This window comes from Parabacteroides sp. CH2-D42-20, from assembly GCF_003670185.1.
In the GTDB taxonomy this organism is placed as follows: Bacteria; Bacteroidota; Bacteroidia; order Bacteroidales; family Tannerellaceae; genus Parabacteroides; species Parabacteroides distasonis.
The window spans coordinates 16,075-32,231 of sequence record NZ_RAYG01000043.1 but is presented as its reverse complement, the minus strand read 5'-3'; the positions used below and the strand labels follow the sequence as shown (position 1 = coordinate 32,231).

General features: G+C 44.5%; 14 protein-coding genes. 9 read left to right on the top strand and 5 right to left on the bottom strand.

The window, feature by feature from the left end:
• Positions 1 to 487: 487 nt before the first annotated feature.
• The 3 genes from D7V92_RS20215 to miaB form a co-directional block, all read right to left on the bottom strand.
• The gene (locus D7V92_RS20215; protein WP_009017957.1) at positions 488 to 1,126 is read right to left on the bottom strand and encodes a nucleotidyl transferase AbiEii/AbiGii toxin family protein; all 639 of its coding nucleotides are present in this window, start codon (positions 1,124 to 1,126) and stop codon (positions 488 to 490) included.
• Positions 1,123 to 1,455, bottom strand: coding sequence for a hypothetical protein (locus tag D7V92_RS20210; protein WP_009017956.1), 333 nt, complete (start codon positions 1,453 to 1,455; stop codon positions 1,123 to 1,125). The genes D7V92_RS20215 and D7V92_RS20210 overlap by 4 nt, the downstream gene beginning before the upstream one ends.
• A gap of 147 nt (positions 1,456 to 1,602) precedes the next feature.
• Complete coding sequence (miaB, locus tag D7V92_RS20205) at positions 1,603 to 2,976, bottom strand: tRNA (N6-isopentenyl adenosine(37)-C2)-methylthiotransferase MiaB (protein WP_005853885.1); 1,374 nt, start codon at positions 2,974 to 2,976, stop codon at positions 1,603 to 1,605.
• Between the two features lie 260 nt (positions 2,977 to 3,236).
• Here miaB and D7V92_RS20200 point away from each other — a divergent pair, with 260 nt between their 5' ends.
• From D7V92_RS20200 to D7V92_RS20170, 7 genes are all read left to right on the top strand, one after another.
• Entirely contained in the window at positions 3,237 to 3,695 is a 459-nt protein-coding gene (locus D7V92_RS20200) for a hypothetical protein (RefSeq protein ID WP_008773783.1), read from the top strand.
• 101 nt (positions 3,696 to 3,796) lie between these two features.
• The gene (locus D7V92_RS20195; protein WP_008773784.1) at positions 3,797 to 5,293 is read left to right on the top strand and encodes an acetyl-CoA hydrolase/transferase family protein; all 1,497 of its coding nucleotides are present in this window, start codon (positions 3,797 to 3,799) and stop codon (positions 5,291 to 5,293) included.
• A 179-nt stretch (positions 5,294 to 5,472) separates the two neighbouring features.
• Positions 5,473 to 6,660 (top strand): phosphate ABC transporter permease subunit PstC, encoded by a 1,188-nt coding sequence (gene pstC / locus D7V92_RS20190; protein WP_005867078.1) that lies wholly within the window; start codon positions 5,473 to 5,475, stop codon positions 6,658 to 6,660.
• An 8-nt stretch (positions 6,661 to 6,668) separates the two neighbouring features.
• Positions 6,669 to 7,556 (top strand): phosphate ABC transporter permease PstA, encoded by an 888-nt coding sequence (gene pstA / locus D7V92_RS20185; protein ID WP_005867077.1) that lies wholly within the window; start codon positions 6,669 to 6,671, stop codon positions 7,554 to 7,556.
• 15 nt (positions 7,557 to 7,571) lie between these two features.
• Positions 7,572 to 8,324, top strand: coding sequence for a phosphate ABC transporter ATP-binding protein PstB (gene pstB / locus D7V92_RS20180; RefSeq protein ID WP_005867076.1), 753 nt, complete (start codon positions 7,572 to 7,574; stop codon positions 8,322 to 8,324).
• Between the two features lie 31 nt (positions 8,325 to 8,355).
• Entirely contained in the window at positions 8,356 to 9,030 is a 675-nt protein-coding gene (gene phoU / locus D7V92_RS20175; protein ID WP_005853873.1) for a phosphate signaling complex protein PhoU, read from the top strand.
• A gap of 40 nt (positions 9,031 to 9,070) precedes the next feature.
• Positions 9,071 to 10,291, top strand: a complete 1,221-nt coding sequence (locus D7V92_RS20170; protein ID WP_121773645.1) for an OprO/OprP family phosphate-selective porin — start codon at positions 9,071 to 9,073, stop codon at positions 10,289 to 10,291.
• Positions 10,292 to 10,351: 60 nt separating this feature from the next.
• Here D7V92_RS20170 and D7V92_RS20165 read toward each other — a convergent pair whose 3' ends face one another.
• Positions 10,352 to 12,781, bottom strand: a complete 2,430-nt coding sequence (locus tag D7V92_RS20165; protein WP_121773647.1) for a glycoside hydrolase N-terminal domain-containing protein — start codon at positions 12,779 to 12,781, stop codon at positions 10,352 to 10,354.
• A gap of 82 nt (positions 12,782 to 12,863) precedes the next feature.
• Positions 12,864 to 14,711: an ABC transporter ATP-binding protein gene (locus D7V92_RS20160; protein WP_005853867.1), complete on the bottom strand. Its 1,848-nt coding sequence runs from the start codon at positions 14,709 to 14,711 to the stop codon at positions 12,864 to 12,866.
• A 129-nt stretch (positions 14,712 to 14,840) separates the two neighbouring features.
• On the opposite strand from D7V92_RS20160, the gene D7V92_RS20155 reads away from it, so the two are divergent.
• Both D7V92_RS20155 and D7V92_RS20150 read left to right on the top strand, forming a co-directional pair.
• Entirely contained in the window at positions 14,841 to 15,683 is an 843-nt protein-coding gene (locus D7V92_RS20155) for a radical SAM-associated putative lipoprotein (RefSeq protein ID WP_121773644.1), read from the top strand.
• Between the two features lie 3 nt (positions 15,684 to 15,686).
• Positions 15,687 to 16,157 (top strand): radical SAM-associated putative lipoprotein, encoded by a 471-nt coding sequence (locus tag D7V92_RS20150; protein ID WP_121773643.1) that lies wholly within the window; start codon positions 15,687 to 15,689, stop codon positions 16,155 to 16,157.

Here is a 16,157-nt window from a genome sequence, read left to right as displayed (position 1 = left end):
TATTACTTTATAACTACTGTCTACTGATTACGTTTATAAACAAAAAAAGTGTCTAGATAAATCAGGAAAAGACAGTTTCCCTTAGGGGAACAAATAGTTTCTTCTAAGGAAAACTAAAGTTTCATAAGCACGAACCAAAAGTTTTCCGCTATGAAAACTTTTGTTTTATGCCTTAAAAACTATAAATACCTATTATTCAATATTTTAAATCAATACACAAGGTATACAAATAACCAAGCAGACAGCCAGTTGGTATACCGTCGCAGAACGAGTAATGTTGTTAGCGAATAGTGAACGGCTGCATTTAGTGGTTGAAAAGCAGTAAATAGTGGTAGATGCAAGCTGATAGTGGTAGATGTTTATTATCTACCACCATTCAACAAATTTCTTATAATTAGATACTTATATAGATAATGGCAGATATGGTAGATGATTTAGTTTTTTTCATTTCTATATATAACCCCATTCGCAAGAATGTTGCAGCAGTTTATAATAAACAAGACTTTATATAATCTTCTATTTCTTGAGCAGTTACAGCATAAGTCGGTGCAAGTTGTTCAAAATGGGAGTCTCTTGTAAAACGAGAGCCGTTGGTGAGCATAGCCAACAGGTTTTTGGATTTCAATTTATGTCCAGAGTAAGTGAGGGCTAAAGATACCAAATCATTGATAGGTACACCAGACTTTAAGATGGAATAAATATCATAATAATCGCGAAAATTACTCCTGCGCAGCAGCACCTCCATCTTCATAGCTCCAATAGACTTTACATCTGCCAATCTGAGATTATTCAGATATTCCACAGGCATACTGACAGGAGAATATTTGGGGCAGGCATAAAACGAGAACTTTACTCCAGACACTAAATATTCCACATGGTCTATATCTAAAATGTTCTTATGCTGAGTGTCACCTATTGCAGCGAGCTCTTTCTCTATCTGATACCATGCCACTTCCATTTTCTCTGTTTTAGAAGTACGCCATTTCATAAAGTCCAAGTCCTCACTTTGCCGAGTTCCCATTTGCAATGACAAAGCAGTGCCACCTACCAAGAGATAGGGTTTGATGCAGTCCAGCTTAGAGACAGCTTCAAAAACTTGCAGCGTGTGTGGAGCTAAACCTTTCATGCAAACATTTTATTAAGGTGGCGAGTAGCCATAGACTTTATATAAGCATCTGGCTTCTTTGCCTTGAAATAATACCATGCGAAGAAACGATTCAACGTGTAGAGATATTCCGCTTGGGGAACAAGATAATCCAGCCACACCTGCTTGATTTTCTTGAAAGGATAAATTAGAAACAGTTGGTTTATTTCTTCCAAGTCAAGATGCAACAAAGTTTTCTCTATCAGCATATCATCTGGAATATCCTTGATAGAGTTTTCGTTGTACGACCAGAAGCAGTGTTCTTGCTTCAGTTTCGCCAATAGTTCTTGTTTTACCACATCTCTTGACATAACTTCCTGTTTTAGAATAACACAAATTTAGTGATTATTCTTGTCAGAAGCAAATCACAATAGAGAATGTTACATTGTGAATAAGATTTTTAAATAAGAGAAACGCCAATATCGCTCGAAATGGAACGTATTGGCGTTTTCTTTTTCTTATTCCTCCACAGGTTCCCCGAACAGGGTAGCCGAGGAAGCCTTATGGATCTTGACTTTTATGAATTGACCTACATGATAGTTCTTCTTATCAAAGATGACCACCTTGTTTTGGCTGGTTCGTCCGAACAACTGCTCACGGGAACGTTTCGAGAATCCTTCTATCAGAACCTCGAAAGTCTTGCCTATATCCCGCAAGTTACTTTCCTCGGACAACTTATTTTGCAAATCGATCATACCTTGCAAACGACGTACCTTCTCTTCTTCCGGCACATTATCCTCCAAATGGCTAGCGGCATATGTACCCGGACGTTCGGAATATTTAAATAAGAAAGCACTATCATATCCCACTTCACGCATCAAGGATAAAGTCTCTTGATAATCCTCCTCGGTCTCGGAATGGAAACCGCAGAATAAATCAGTCGAGATAGCGCAATCCGGTACGATACGACGGATCGCCGCTATACGGTCCAGATACCATTCACGAGTATATTTACGATTCATGACCTTCAAGATGCGACTGCTGCCGGATTGGGCAGGCAGATGGATAAACTTACAGATATTGTCGTTTGCGGCAATCACACGTAAGGTATCATCGCTCATGTCCTTCGGATGGGAGGTCGTAAAACGAATTCGCATATCGGGAACCTCTTTCGCCACACGATCCAACAAGATCGGGAAGGTTATGGTCTCACCTTCTTTCTCGAAAGAATAGGAGTTTACATTTTGTCCCAACAACGTAACTTCCTTAAAGCCTTTCTCGTGCATATCCCGTATCTCATTCAAGATACTCTCGATATCCCGGCTACGCTCGCGTCCTCTTGTATAAGGAACGATGCAATACGTACAAAAATTATTACAACCGCGCATAATAGACACGAAACCGGAGATATGTACGCCCGGTAACTTCAAAGGAATAACATCCTTATAGGTCTCTTGGGTAGAAAGCTCCACGTTGATCGCTTTCTCTCCGTGCTCTACCGCTCCCACCAAGTTCGGCAAGTCCAGATAAGAATCCGGCCCTACCACCAAGTCGGCATGATGCACATGGATCAGGTCTTCCTTCACTCGTTCGGCCATACATCCCAATACACCGACAATTAATGACTTCTTTTTCCGTTTTAAAGACTGGAAATACTGTAGCCGCCCATAGATTTTCTGTTCGGCGTTGTCGCGTACGGAGCAAGTATTCACGAAGATGGCATCCGCCTCCTCGATATTCTCCGTCATACTATAGCCATCCATCTTCATGATAGAAGCTACAACTTCGCTGTCCGCCACATTCATCTGACAGCCGTAGGTCTCGATAAACAACTTTCGTTCATCGCTTTGGGTAGCGGATTTTAAGTCCACACCGTTTTCTTGATTTACCATACTATATGTTAATAGAATTTAAATAAGCAAGATTCTTAAAAATAATTACGCAAACGCTTGCATAGTTCGAATCCCACCGTTATATTTGCATTCGAAAAACGTAAATTTTTTCATAGTTAAGGTTTTGGTTAAATCGAATAAGGGTGGCTGTGAAGTTACCCTTATTTACTTTTATACCTATCTGATGTTTTATATACTCCCATCTTTTCACTTCTCAATTATTCTTCTTACATTTGGAGGTGCAAAAATAATCAAAGTTTATGGATAACGTAGGAGATTGGTTATATATTGTTTTCCTGATTATCGCCGCGGTCAGTGGCTTATTCAGTTCGAAGGACAAAAAAAAGAAGAAGAGTCGTCCCGATATATTAGGACAACCCGACAGGGAAATTGTGCCCAATGACCAGCCTACGGAAGGAAAAGGCTTCTGGGAGATACTGGAGGATATGCAAAAGGAAACGCGAAAACCTAAGCCCGCTCCCCGACAAAAGCAGGTAAAGCCAAAGGTTGAGAAACCGCAAGTCGTAACCTCATCGCCTGCCTCATCTCCATTCCTTTCCGCCGAGAAGAATATCCCGAATCATATCGCGACCCAGCCATCCATAAGGATGAGTGCTATCGAGGAAGAACCGGGGCTTATGCCGGAAGATACCTTCAGAGACATCGAGGAATTGAAGAAAGCGATCATTTGTGCGGAGATTCTAAACCGGAAGTATTAATTTACGCTACACTTATATTCGATTCAGCGTAATTTTATGTAAGTTTGCGCCCGAAATATTGAACAGTAAGTATTTACCTAAAAACATAAAAACTAATTATCATGGCATTAAAATTCATTACAGCTGAAGAAGCCGCATCTTATGTGCATCATAATGACAATGTCGGTTTCAGTGGTTTTACACCCGCAGGATGCCCGAAAGTTGTTCCCGGAGCTATCGCCCGGAAGGCAGCGGAAGAACACGCTAAAGGTAACCCTTTCCAAATCGGTATGTTTACCGGCGCTTCTACCGGTGATAAGCTAGACGGAGAGTTGGCTCGCGCTAACGCCATCAAATTCCGTACACCGTACCAATCTAACAAAGACTTACGTGCCGCATTAAACGCTCATCAGGCACAATATTTCGATTTGCACTTGTCTGAATTGGCACAAAGCTTGCGTTACGGATTCTTGGGTAAGATCGATGTAGCGATCGTAGAGGCTGCCGATGTTACTGAGGATGGTGAGATCGTTCCGACTTCAGGTGTTGGTATCTTACCTACTATCTGTCGTATGGCAGACCGTATCATCGTTGAGTTGAACTGCCGTCACCCGAAAGAAATCCGCGGTATGCATGATATTTACGAGCCGGCTGATCCTCCTTTACGCCGTGAGATCCCTATCTACACTCCTTCTGACAGGATCGGTAACGATTGTGTAAAAGTAGACCCGGCTAAGATCGTTGGTGTGGTAAGGACCGATGAGCCGAATGAAGGTGGAAAATTCTCTCCGCTGGATGATGTTACGATGGCGATCGGTAAAAACGTTGCGGACTTCTTGGTTAGCGAGATCAAGGCCGGCCGTCTTCCGAAAGAATTCGTTCCATTGCAGAGTGGTGTAGGTAACGTGGCTAACGCAGTCTTGGGCTGCATGGGAGCTAATGAGTCTATCCCCGCATTCAATGTATATACTGAGGTTATTCAAGACGCGGTTATCGAATTGATGAAACAAGGTCGCGTTAAATTCGCCAGCGGTTGCTCTTTGTCCGTAAGTAATGAGGTAATCCGTGAGATCTACGCGAATCTCGATTTTTTCAAGGATAAGATCTTGCTTCGTCCGCAAGAGATCTCTAACAATCCGGAGGTTGCCCGCCGTTTAGGCTTAATCGCTATCAATACAGCATTGGAGGCTGATATCTTCGGTAATATCAACTCTACACACGTATCCGGTACTCGTATGATGAATGGTATCGGTGGTTCCGGCGACTTTACCCGTTCGGCTATGTTGTCGATCTTCACGACTCCGTCTACGGCGAAGGATGGAAAGATCAGCGCGTTCGTACCGATGGTATCTCACTTGGATCATAGCGAGCACTCCGTGAAGATCATCATCACGGAATATGGTGTAGCGGACTTACGCGGTAAATCTCCGATCCAACGCGCTCGTTGTATCATCGACAATTGTGTTCACCCGGATTACAAACCGTTATTGGAAGAGTACCTCGCTATGGGTATCAAGGGACATACGCCTCAAAACCTGAAATGCTGTTTCGCTTTCCATGAGGAACTAGCGGCCAGCGGCGATATGCACAATGTGGATTGGAGCAAGTATAATAAGTAATACAAACATATTACAGGCATAATTCATAGGGCATGGGTTCAACCGAACTCATGCCCTATTCTCATAGCAGACAATGCGTAATACATTTGTAATAATTTTGAAACAATTCTTTCAAGCGGGTTTAATCTCTCCTTAATATAGAGGCTCTTTCTTTGCAGCAGAATAAATAGGCAAAGATTGTGAGAAAGTTTATAGAAAAATTAGTGGAAGGAGGATTCTTGATCAGTGGAAGCGTCAGTAGCTTTACGATCTTGTTGATCATTGTCTTCTTATTTAAAGAGGCCGCAGGTCTTTTTAACAGCCCGGAGGTAGAGGAAGGATATATATTGGCCGTGAATCAGGAAAATCCGGTCGAACATTTGTCGCCCGAGCAAATCATGGATGTCTTCGATGCCAATATCACCAATTGGGAAGATTTAAACGGAGAAAATCAAGATATACTAGTCTTCCGGTTCTCGGATCTAACCAACTATTATACGGAAGAAGAGCTAGGTGAAGAATTTCAATATGTTCCCGAGAAAATCAATGAACTTATCCATAAAGAGCCCGGGATTATCGCATTCTTTCCGGAACAATACAAGTCGGAAAACTTTACGGGAAAAATCATATCGGGAGCCACGATCAAGCCTTCGGAATTCTTTGGAGGGACGAAATGGTATCCGACCTCAACTCCCGCTCCGATCTTTGGGCTGATCCCTCTATTACTAGGAACGCTGTTGGTAAGTATAGGTGCGATCGCCTTATCCCTCCCCTTCGGAGTAGCGGTAGCGATCTATATGGCAGAGATCGCCAATACAAAAACACGCAATTTATTAAAACCGCTTATCGAGTTGCTGGCAGGTATTCCCTCAGTCGTTTATGGTTTCTTCGGATTGGTGGTGATCGTTCCCCTTATCCAAAAGACCTTAGACCTTCCGGTAGGCGAGACCGCTTTCGCCGGAAGCGTGGTTTTAGCGATCATGGCGTTGCCGACCATCATCACGGTAGCGGAAGATGCCATGCGAACTACACCACGAGCCATGAAAGAGGCCAGCTTGGCATTGGGAGCCACGCAATGGCAAACCATCTATAAAGTAATAATCCCCTACTCCATATCCGGTATCACGTCCGCTGTCGTATTAGGTATAGGACGTGCGATCGGTGAGACGATGGCCGTATTGATGGTAACCGGAAACGCCGCCGTTATCCCTACCTCGTTCTTCGAACCGGTACGGACAATTCCTGCCACGATAGCGGCGGAATTGGGTGAGGCTCCCGCAGGTGGAGCACATTACCAAGCCTTGTTTATGCTGGGAGCCGTGTTGTTCCTCATCACCTTGGGGTTGAGCATCGCCGTAGAATATATTTCATCCAAACGTAAAATTTAATTAAAGATATGGCACCTATTCAACATTTAGGGAATATAGACAAGAGGAAACGGGCCTCTCAACAGGTTGCTTTCGGTTTCTTTTCTTTCCTGAGTTATTTGGTCGTAGTGATCTTATTCGTAATACTGGGATTCATTATCTTAAAGGGAGCGAGCGTGATCAGTTGGGATTTCCTGACACAAGCACCCCAAGAGGGCATGACCTCCGGGGGGATTTTTCCGGCTATCGTAGGTACACTCTATTTAGTGATCGGAAGTAGCTTGATTAGTTTTCCTATCGGCATCATGAGTGGTATTTATATGAACGAGTACGCCACGAACGGGAAACTCATCCGCTTCATCCGTATCATGACGAATAATCTAAGTGGTGTCCCATCCGTTGTTTTCGGGTTATTTGGTATGTCTCTATTCGTAAGCACCTTGGGATGGGGAGACTCTATTATAGCGGGTTCGTTTACCTTGGCGCTGATGTCCTTGCCACTTATCATCCGTACGACGGAAGAGGCTTTGAAAAGTATCGATGATTCTTTCCGCCACGGTAGCCTAGCGTTAGGAGCTACGAAATTGCAGACCATTCGCAGGGTCGTGCTACCGATGGCGTTCCCCAATATTATTACGGGATTGATTCTTTCGATCGGGCGTGTGTCCGGAGAGACCGCTCCTATCCTTTTTACGGTGGCCGCTTATTTCTTGCCGCAATTACCGAAAAGTATTTTCGACCAATGTATGGCATTACCCTATCACTTATATGTTATATCTACAAGCGGTACGGATATCGAGGCTTCCCGGGGAATGGCTTATGGCACGGCACTCGTACTGATTGTCATCGTATTATTAGTAAACCTTTTGGCAAATGCCTTGCGTAGTTATTTCGCCAAGAAGGTAAAAATGAATTAAAAAAATAAGACAATTATGATAAAGATTGATGCTAAAAACGTAGACTTTTATTATGGGGATTTCCATGCGTTGAAGAACATTTCCATGGAGATAGAGCCGAATACGTCCACCGCTTTCATCGGACCGTCCGGTTGCGGAAAGTCTACTTTCCTCCGCCTGTTCAACCGCATGAATGATTTGATTCCGGGCACTCGCATGGAAGGTCAGATCCTAATTGATGGAAGAGATATCTATACGAAAAGTGAGAAAGTGGATCGCTTACGTAAAAACGTGGGGATGGTTTTCCAGAAACCGAATCCTTTTCCTAAGACGATTTATGAGAATGTCGCTTATGGCCTGCGGGTAAACGGTGTCAACGATGAGAATTATATTGAGGAGACGGTGGTCAAGACTTTAAAGCAGGTCGTCCTTTGGGACGAGGTAAAGGATAAACTGAAAGAATCGGCATTCGCTCTTTCCGGCGGACAACAGCAACGTTTATGTATCGCCCGTGCCTTGGCGATCTCGCCTTCTATCTTGTTGATGGACGAGCCGACTTCCGCGTTGGACCCGATTTCAACCAGTAAGATCGAGGATTTGATACATGAGCTGAAAAATGATTATACGATCGTAATCGTTACCCATAATATGCAACAAGCGGCTCGTGTTAGCGACAAGACCGGATATTTCTATTTAGGGGAATTGATTGAATATGATAATACCCGGAAGATTTTCACCAATCCGGAGAAAGAGTCTACACAGAATTACATTACCGGACGGTTTGGGTAATTGAAAATTAAAAATTGAAAATTAGAAGAGTATGAAGGTTATAGAGCAGGAGATTCATTCTTTAAAAAATAGTATCAGTGAGATGTGGGCATTGGTTCACCAGCAATTATACAACGCAGGGGAGGCTATGCTTACCGGAGATAAGGAACTCGCTTATAAGGTAATCAGCCGGGAACGCCGGGTAAATGCTTTCGAGCTAAAGATCGACAGTGATTGCGAGGATATCATCGCCTTGTACGCACCGGTAGCGATCGACCTACGTTTCGTATTGGCGATGTATAAGATTAATACAAACCTAGAGCGTCTGGGAGATTTCGCAGAAAGCATCGCCCGTTTCGCAGGAAACCTTCCCGAGGGGGAACCGATTGACCCGCAACTGGTCAAGGAAACCCGGGTAGAAGAAATGCTGTCGGAGTTATTAAGCATGATCTCACTCACCAAAGAGGCTTTTGAGAAAGAAAGCTCAGAGATCGCTTCCCGTATCTTCTTGAAGGATAATTTGATCGATGAGATCAATCATAATTCTACCGCTATTATCGCCAAATATATAGAGGAGCATAAAGGTAGCGCATTGGCAGGGTTATATATGGCCGGTGTTATCCGGAAAATGGAACGTTTCGGAGATCATTGTACGAATATAGCGGAAGAGCTCATTTTCTATCTGGACGCTAAAGTCATGAAGCATATGGGCAAAACCGAGCAATAATTCGTATCTTCGCGGCCACTTTAATAATTAACATCAGTAAATGAAACGACTCACAGTGGCTTGGCTGTCGGCCTTCTTATTTATCGGTTCCGCGTTAACGTCTTACGCTCAGACAAATTCTCCGATCCCAGAGCGGGATTCTTCTTCGGTATCTCTTTTTGAATACGCGACTAAGATTCCGAAACGCAACAAGGTTTTCAATCTGGACTTGGAGATGCACGCAGGATTCAACGCGGACTTTTTCTCGGGGAAGCTGGATGAAGCCGCCTTTCGTTTCAGGGATGTCAAAATTGATGTTACCGGAGAAGTGAACGATCGGTTATTCTACTGGTATCGACAAATACTGAATGGCGGTTATGAGGGGCAAGCCTTGGAGAATTTGAATGAGTCGATCGAATACGCGTATATCGGCTATAAATTGAATGAGCGTTTTACCTTAACCGCCGGAAAGCAAGATGTGTTTTACGGTGGTTTTGAGTACGACGAGAATCCTTTGCTTATTTATGAGTACAGCGATATGAATGAATACTCCCTTTGCTACCTCACGGGAATCGGGCTGGGGTATCAGCCGAATGAGTCGCAAGAGATCCGCTTACAGGTGACGAACAGCCGTATGGGATCGATGGAGGATGAGTATGGACGTCTGCCGGAAGGATTTAAGAAACCGAGGGTTCCCTTGTTTTACACATTGAACTGGAACGGTAACTTTCTGGATGAGTTGATTCATTTACGGTACTCCGTATCCGCCGCGGAGCAAGCCCAAGGGAAATATATGTATAGCGTCTTTACCGGTCAAAGTATAGAGGCTGGACCGGTCTATGCTTATTTCGATGCCATGTATTCACGGGGGAAATTAGATCCGTTAGGATTATTGACCGAATTGACTCAGCCCGAAGTCGCCGGAGAAGAGGAAGAGGAACCGGAACCACCGGTTCGTATGCAAAACATCGATTATCTTTCGCTGGTGGGAGAGATACAATATCGTTTCCATCCCAAATGGCAACTATTCGCGAAAGGAATGTATGAAAGCGCGTCGATCTATAAAGCCTACGACGCTTACGAGAAAGGTAAATACCGTACGGCATGGGGGTATCAAGGAGGACTTGAGTTCTATCCGATGGCCGATGATAATCTGCATATCTTCTTGACCGCCATAGGTAAAAAATATAACCTCTCTGAACGAGCGAAGGCGCTCGATGCCTCTTTGGACGACACCGCACGCCTTTCGATCGGTTTCATTTATAGATTGCCGTTATATTAAATTTTTCTCATTTGTTGTAGAGACGCAGCATGCCGCGTCTCATCCCCTCAGAATGGTAACTTAGAATTGCAACACAAACTCTTCCCCTTGTAACAAGTCCACTGTTACTTTTCCATCGACTACAGGTAGGGAAACCGGCTTTTGGTTCTTTTTGAGGCTCATGTTCGCGGAATTCGCCGGAAGCTTGATCTGGAAAGAACCGGGAACGATCGCTTTCAATCGAGCTTCCGTCAACAGACCTTCCGTCCATTTAGCCGACACCTCCCCGCCATTCCGGACTTTTAAACCGCTAAAGCTTCCATTTTTCCAAGCGGATGGCAAAGCGGGCAAGAACTCGATCAATCCGGATTGACTCTGTATCAGCATCTCCGCAATACCGGCTGTTCCTCCAAAATTACCATCGATCTGGAAAGGAGGATGGGCACAAAACAAATTAGGATAAGAGCCTCCTCCCTTCACCTCCTTCGTATGTTCATCTACGCAGGGACGTAACAAATCACCCAACAATTTATAAGCATGATCGCCATCCTGTAAACGAGCCCAGAAATTAATCTTCCAAGCCATCGACCAGCCCGTGCTTTGATCACCACGGACCTCCAAGGATTTACGAGCCGCCTCAGCCAACACTGGCGTATGCTCTATCGATATCTCATTCCCGGGATAAAGCCCATATAAATGAGAGACATGACGATGGGTAGGCTCTACCTCCTCATACGGTTCGAGCCATTCCATGATACGGCCGTCTTTACCGATCGTCGTTGGCATCAAGCGATCTCGTTTCGCCGCCAACTCAGCAGCGAACGCGCTATCCACGCCTAAAATCCCGGCGGCCTCAATGGTATTCGTAAACAATTCCCGCAAGATCTGATTATCCATCGTCGATCCGGCACAAATACTCACGACACTTTCGTTTGGCATTTTATAAGCGTTTTCCGGAGAGGTCGTAGGTGCCGTCACTAGATATTTAGTTCGGGGATCTTGCACCAACATATCCACAAAGAATAGGGCAGCCCCTTTCATCGTCGGATAAACATCCCTCAAATACGCCTTATCCAATGTATATTGGTAATGCGTGTACAAATGCTCGCATAGCCATGCGGCGGATGTATTCGTCGCTCCCCACGACGGATGTTCGCCCGGGGCGGTAAACTCCCAGACATTACCTAAAATATGCGTGACCCATCCCCGTGCGTTATAAAAAGCCTTGGCCGTGCGTTCGCCGCTAGGGACCTGCTGTTTCGTCCATTCGATTAGCGGAAGGTGCAACTCGGAAAGGTTCGTTACCTCCGCTGGCCAATGATTCATCTGTAAATTAATATTTAGGTGATAATCCCCGTTCCAAGGCGTATGAATCGTATTACACCACAAGCCCTGCAAATTCGGGGGCAGTAATCCCTGCCGGGTCGAGGAAATCAATAAATATCGACCGAACTGGAAATATAAAGCCGCCAATCCCGGATCGTTCTTATCTTGAGCGAAAGCGGCCAAACGCTCATTGATCGGAAGATGATCCCTTTCGCCTTTTCCCAAATCCAGAGAGACCCGATCAAACAGGGAGCGATAAGCGAGTGTATGTTCCCGGCGCAAGGTGGAGAAATCCTTAGATTCCGCTTGCGATAAGTATTTTTCCAAGGATTGTCCGACGCCGTCTTTATCGAAATAATCCGTACCTAAACTTACCAAGATAATCGCTTCCGAGGCACTTCGCACCGATAAACTACTATCCGTTGCGGTCAAATCTCCCCCCTTCGGCAAGACGATACGGACACGAGAGGCGAAACGCATCCCTTTCATCTCCAACGTATCCACCCCGTCCGGCAATTGTCCCTGCATCAGCAAGTCCTTTCCGTCCAAAAAGATCGCCGCATGTTCCGGACGATTCATACCTAATGAGAAATTCAAGGCCCGATCCGCATCCGCTACCAAATGAATCACTCCCAGATCCCCGGAAAAAGAGGTAAACATTTCCCGTTGATAATTCACATTCCCCCTTTTAAAAGAGACGGAAGCGATAGCCTCGCTTAGGTTCAACCGCCTGCGATACTCAGCGATAGAATCCGATTCATTCGGATACGTATATCTCAGCACTAGATTTCCGAATAATTGGTAACTCCCATACGGAGCGTTCGCACCGTCCCCCAGATTACTCCCGGTCCCTTTGCAGACGAAAGTTTTATACATCAAATCCTGTGCCTCGTCATTCCGTCCCTCAAATAAGAGGCGACGAATATTCGCCAAAGAGTAATACGCATAAGGATTGTCCGTATCTTGCTTACTTCCGGACCACAGGGAGATCTCATTCAGGACCACATTCTCCCGCTCAATACCACCATCCGGCATCATACCGATACGGCCGTTTCCCAAAGGCAAAGTTTCTTCCCATATCTGCGCTGGTTGGTCAAAATAATAAGAGACCTCCTTCCCAGTCTGCATATCCGGCAAATTACAACCGAAAAGGAACGATAACAAAATCAAATAAAGTCCTTTCATATTCATACGATTATTCCTTGTTATTGTTTTTCCATCAAAAGCCGAAGAGGCGATCCACTGCAACCCGGGTTGCAGTATCACCCTAAAAGCTTTGCATATCACATAATCGTTTATAATAGCCGTCCAAGGCTAACAACTCCTCGTGTTTGCCCCGTTCTACGATCTCACCCTCATGCATCACACAGATCTCATCCGCGTTACGGATCGTAGAGAGACGGTGGGCGATCACTACGGTCGTACGGTTCTTCATCAAGTTCTCCAACGCTTCTTGTACCAAACGCTCGGATTCCGTATCCAAGGCGGATGTGGCCTCATCCAAGATCAAGATCGGGGGATTCTTCAAGATCGCACGGGCGATACTGATTCGCTGGCGTTGTCCGCCGGACAGTTTTCCACCCCGGTCGCCGATATTGGTATCGTAACCTTTCTCACTCGCTATGATAAAATCGTGAGCGTTGGCGATGCGGGCGGCTTCCTCCACCTGTTCCATCGTAGCCCCTTCCACTCCAAAAGCGATATTGTTGAAGAAGGTATCGTTAAACAAGATAGCCTCTTGATTGACATTTCCCATCAATCCCCTAAGATCGAAAAGGGTGGCCTCACGGATATCCGTATCATCAATACGGATATTCCCTTTATTCACATCATAAAAGCGAGGCAATAGATCCACCAAGGTACTTTTACCCGAACCGGATTGACCGACCAAAGCCACGGTTGTTCCTTTCCGGATATCCAGATTGATTCCTTTCAAGACCCAAGCTTCCTGATATTTAAACCAAACATCTTTATAACTGATTTTCTCTTTCAAGGCGATCTTCTTCGGATGTTCCGGGTCATGGATATCCGTCTCCGCCTTCAAGATCTTATCGACACGCTCCATAGAGGCCAGACCTTTCTGGATCGCATAAACCGACTTACTTAGATCTTTCGCGGGATTGATAATGCTATAGAAAATAACCAGATAATAAATAAACGTAGGAGCGTCGATCGGGCTATTCGCGCTCAAGATCAGCGTACCTCCATACCAAAGTACGATAGCGATCGTAACGGTTCCCAAAAACTCGCTCATCGGATGCGCCATTTGTTGGCGGCGATAGATACGGTTCGTCAACCGGCGGAAAGTATCATTGCTTCGCTCAAAGCGGTCTTGTATCTTCTTCTCGGCGTTAAAGGCCTTGATAATACGGAGTCCGCCTAATGTCTCCTCGATCTGGCTCATCAGGAATCCCCATTGTTGCTGTCCTTCCAAAGACTTCCGTTTCAATTTCTTGCCGACTTGTCCCATTACGTAACCCGCCAACGGCAGCAGGATCAAGACGAACACGGTAAGTTGCCAACTGATAGCGATCATACCCACCAGATAGATCACGATCAGGATCGGGTTCTTGAATAACATGTCCAATGAACTCATGATGGATGTCTCAATCTCGTTCACGTCTCCGGATACACGGGCGATAATATCCCCTTTTCGCTCCTCCGAGAAAAAGCTCAACGGCAACTGCGTAATCTTCTTGTTAATCTGATTACGGATATCACGAACGACTCCGGTTCGAATCGGGATCATCGTATAAAAGGCCAGATACATGGTCGCCACTTTCAAGAAAGTCGCCACGATCAGGAAGATTCCCAACATAATCAAGGCGAACGAACCTCCGTGTACCTCTATCAGATCGGATACATACCAAAAAAAGTTATTTTTGATCAACTCAGGCAAGGCTTTCCACGACTCCCAGCTTCCCGCGTTAAAATTCCAATCCATAAAGGTGTAATTCCCCTCATCCATCTTAAACAAGATCTGAAGGATCGGGATAATCAAGGCGAAAGAAAACAGGTTCAAGATAGCGGAAAGTACATTGAACACGATGTTCAGAACCATATACTTTTTGTAAGGGGGAACGAAACGCTTTAAAATACGTATGAAATCTCTCATAAATTGATCTGTTACATTGAAGTGGCAAAGATACAAAAAGTCATCACATTTTCTTACGCATTCGCATGCAACTATTTTGCTGCCCCATTCATCAAATAAATAGAATCGTAAATAAAAATAATTTACACCATGAAAAGGATGCACTTGCAATTGTTGAAAAAAGCCAACTGCGTATTGGCGAGTTTATTAATGCTTTTAGGTTTCTCCTGCACTGACGACGAGGGAGAAGGTCCCATAATTTGTGAATATGGCACTCCTTACGCCAATTTTCAGATAAAAGGAAAAGTCGTGGATACAAACGATCATCCGATACCTAACGCCCAAATACGTATCAATCGAAATGACGCAAGAATTTATCCTTACGGATGGCTGCATACCGATACCGTAAGGACCGACGCTAACGGAGAGTTTGATTGGAAGAAAACTGATTTTCCGATCCTAAAATACCGATTCATCACGGAAGACATAGACGAAGAAATGAACGGAGGACAATTCGCATCCGATACGACTCAAGTAATCTTCGACAGCGAGGAACTTACCGGAGGTGATGGATGGTACGAAGGTAGTGCCTCTAAGGAAATCAAGATCACACTTAAGGAATATGTAGATACACATACGGAACCTTACGCATTGTACACGATCTACGGAAAAGTAACTGATGATCAAGGCTATCCGCTGGCCGGAGTCGCAATCTTAACCTCACCGGCATATACCCCTACTCAAGAGGACGACCTTTCCAGCTTTCCGGCCATCACGGATGAGACCGGACGATATCAATTCACCTACGATAAGGCTACGGCTATCGAACATACCATCTACACAAAATTATCTTCGTATTGGAATGACCCAAACGCTTGCAAAACTGATTCTATTATCGTAAATTTCGCCGAAATTGAATTATTACAAGGGAAAGGGATGTTAATAGGTAAAGGATCAAAAGAAATTAACTTCCAACTAACACGCAAAAACTAGAAAATGGAAACAGTTTATCATTTCATATTAAAAGGTTTTAACTGGATTTTAGCGGGGCTTCTTTCTCTACTAGGCTTCAGCGTTACTTCCTGTGGCGCTACAGATGAGTATGGTAGCCCTTACGCAGAATACGAGTTGAAAGGAAAAGTTACAGATATGAACGGAGATCCCATCCAAGGAATAGAGATCAACTATGGGGGCATATATAATAACGTATTATCTCCCTCATATATAAACGAAATATATAAATCGCCCCAAACCCCAAAAGACGGAAGTTACGATATAAAATTCGAGGATTCCCCAATGGGCATCGTACGCATTATCGCTAAAGATATTGACGGGCCTGAAAACGGATCATTCGAGACGGATTCGATAGATGTCAAGATCGAAGGATTTGAGGGAGGTAAATCTTGGTTCCATGGGAAAGCGGAGGTTAACATCCCCGACATCAAACTTAAAGAGAAAAAAGAATAA

Excerpts from the sequence above, each read along its gene's own strand:
- D7V92_RS20155 (WP_121773644.1), top strand. The coding sequence starts at position 14,841 with ATGAAAAGGATGCACTTGCAATTGTTGAAAAAAGCCAACTGCGTATTG.
- phoU (WP_005853873.1), top strand. The coding sequence starts at position 8,356 with ATGAAGGTTATAGAGCAGGAGATTCATTCTTTAAAAAATAGTATCAGT.
- D7V92_RS20165 (WP_121773647.1), bottom strand. The coding sequence starts at position 12,781 with ATGAAAGGACTTTATTTGATTTTGTTATCGTTCCTTTTCGGTTGTAAT.
- D7V92_RS20160 (WP_005853867.1), bottom strand. The coding sequence starts at position 14,711 with ATGAGAGATTTCATACGTATTTTAAAGCGTTTCGTTCCCCCTTACAAA.
- miaB (WP_005853885.1), bottom strand. The coding sequence starts at position 2,976 with ATGGTAAATCAAGAAAACGGTGTGGACTTAAAATCCGCTACCCAAAGC.
- D7V92_RS20195 (WP_008773784.1), top strand. The coding sequence starts at position 3,797 with ATGGCATTAAAATTCATTACAGCTGAAGAAGCCGCATCTTATGTGCAT.
- D7V92_RS20150 (WP_121773643.1), top strand. The coding sequence starts at position 15,687 with ATGGAAACAGTTTATCATTTCATATTAAAAGGTTTTAACTGGATTTTA.
- pstB (WP_005867076.1), top strand. The coding sequence starts at position 7,572 with ATGATAAAGATTGATGCTAAAAACGTAGACTTTTATTATGGGGATTTC.
- D7V92_RS20200 (WP_008773783.1), top strand. The coding sequence starts at position 3,237 with ATGGATAACGTAGGAGATTGGTTATATATTGTTTTCCTGATTATCGCC.
- D7V92_RS20215 (WP_009017957.1), bottom strand. The coding sequence starts at position 1,126 with ATGAAAGGTTTAGCTCCACACACGCTGCAAGTTTTTGAAGCTGTCTCT.
- D7V92_RS20210 (WP_009017956.1), bottom strand. The coding sequence starts at position 1,455 with ATGTCAAGAGATGTGGTAAAACAAGAACTATTGGCGAAACTGAAGCAA.
- pstA (WP_005867077.1), top strand. The coding sequence starts at position 6,669 with ATGGCACCTATTCAACATTTAGGGAATATAGACAAGAGGAAACGGGCC.
- D7V92_RS20170 (WP_121773645.1), top strand. The coding sequence starts at position 9,071 with ATGAAACGACTCACAGTGGCTTGGCTGTCGGCCTTCTTATTTATCGGT.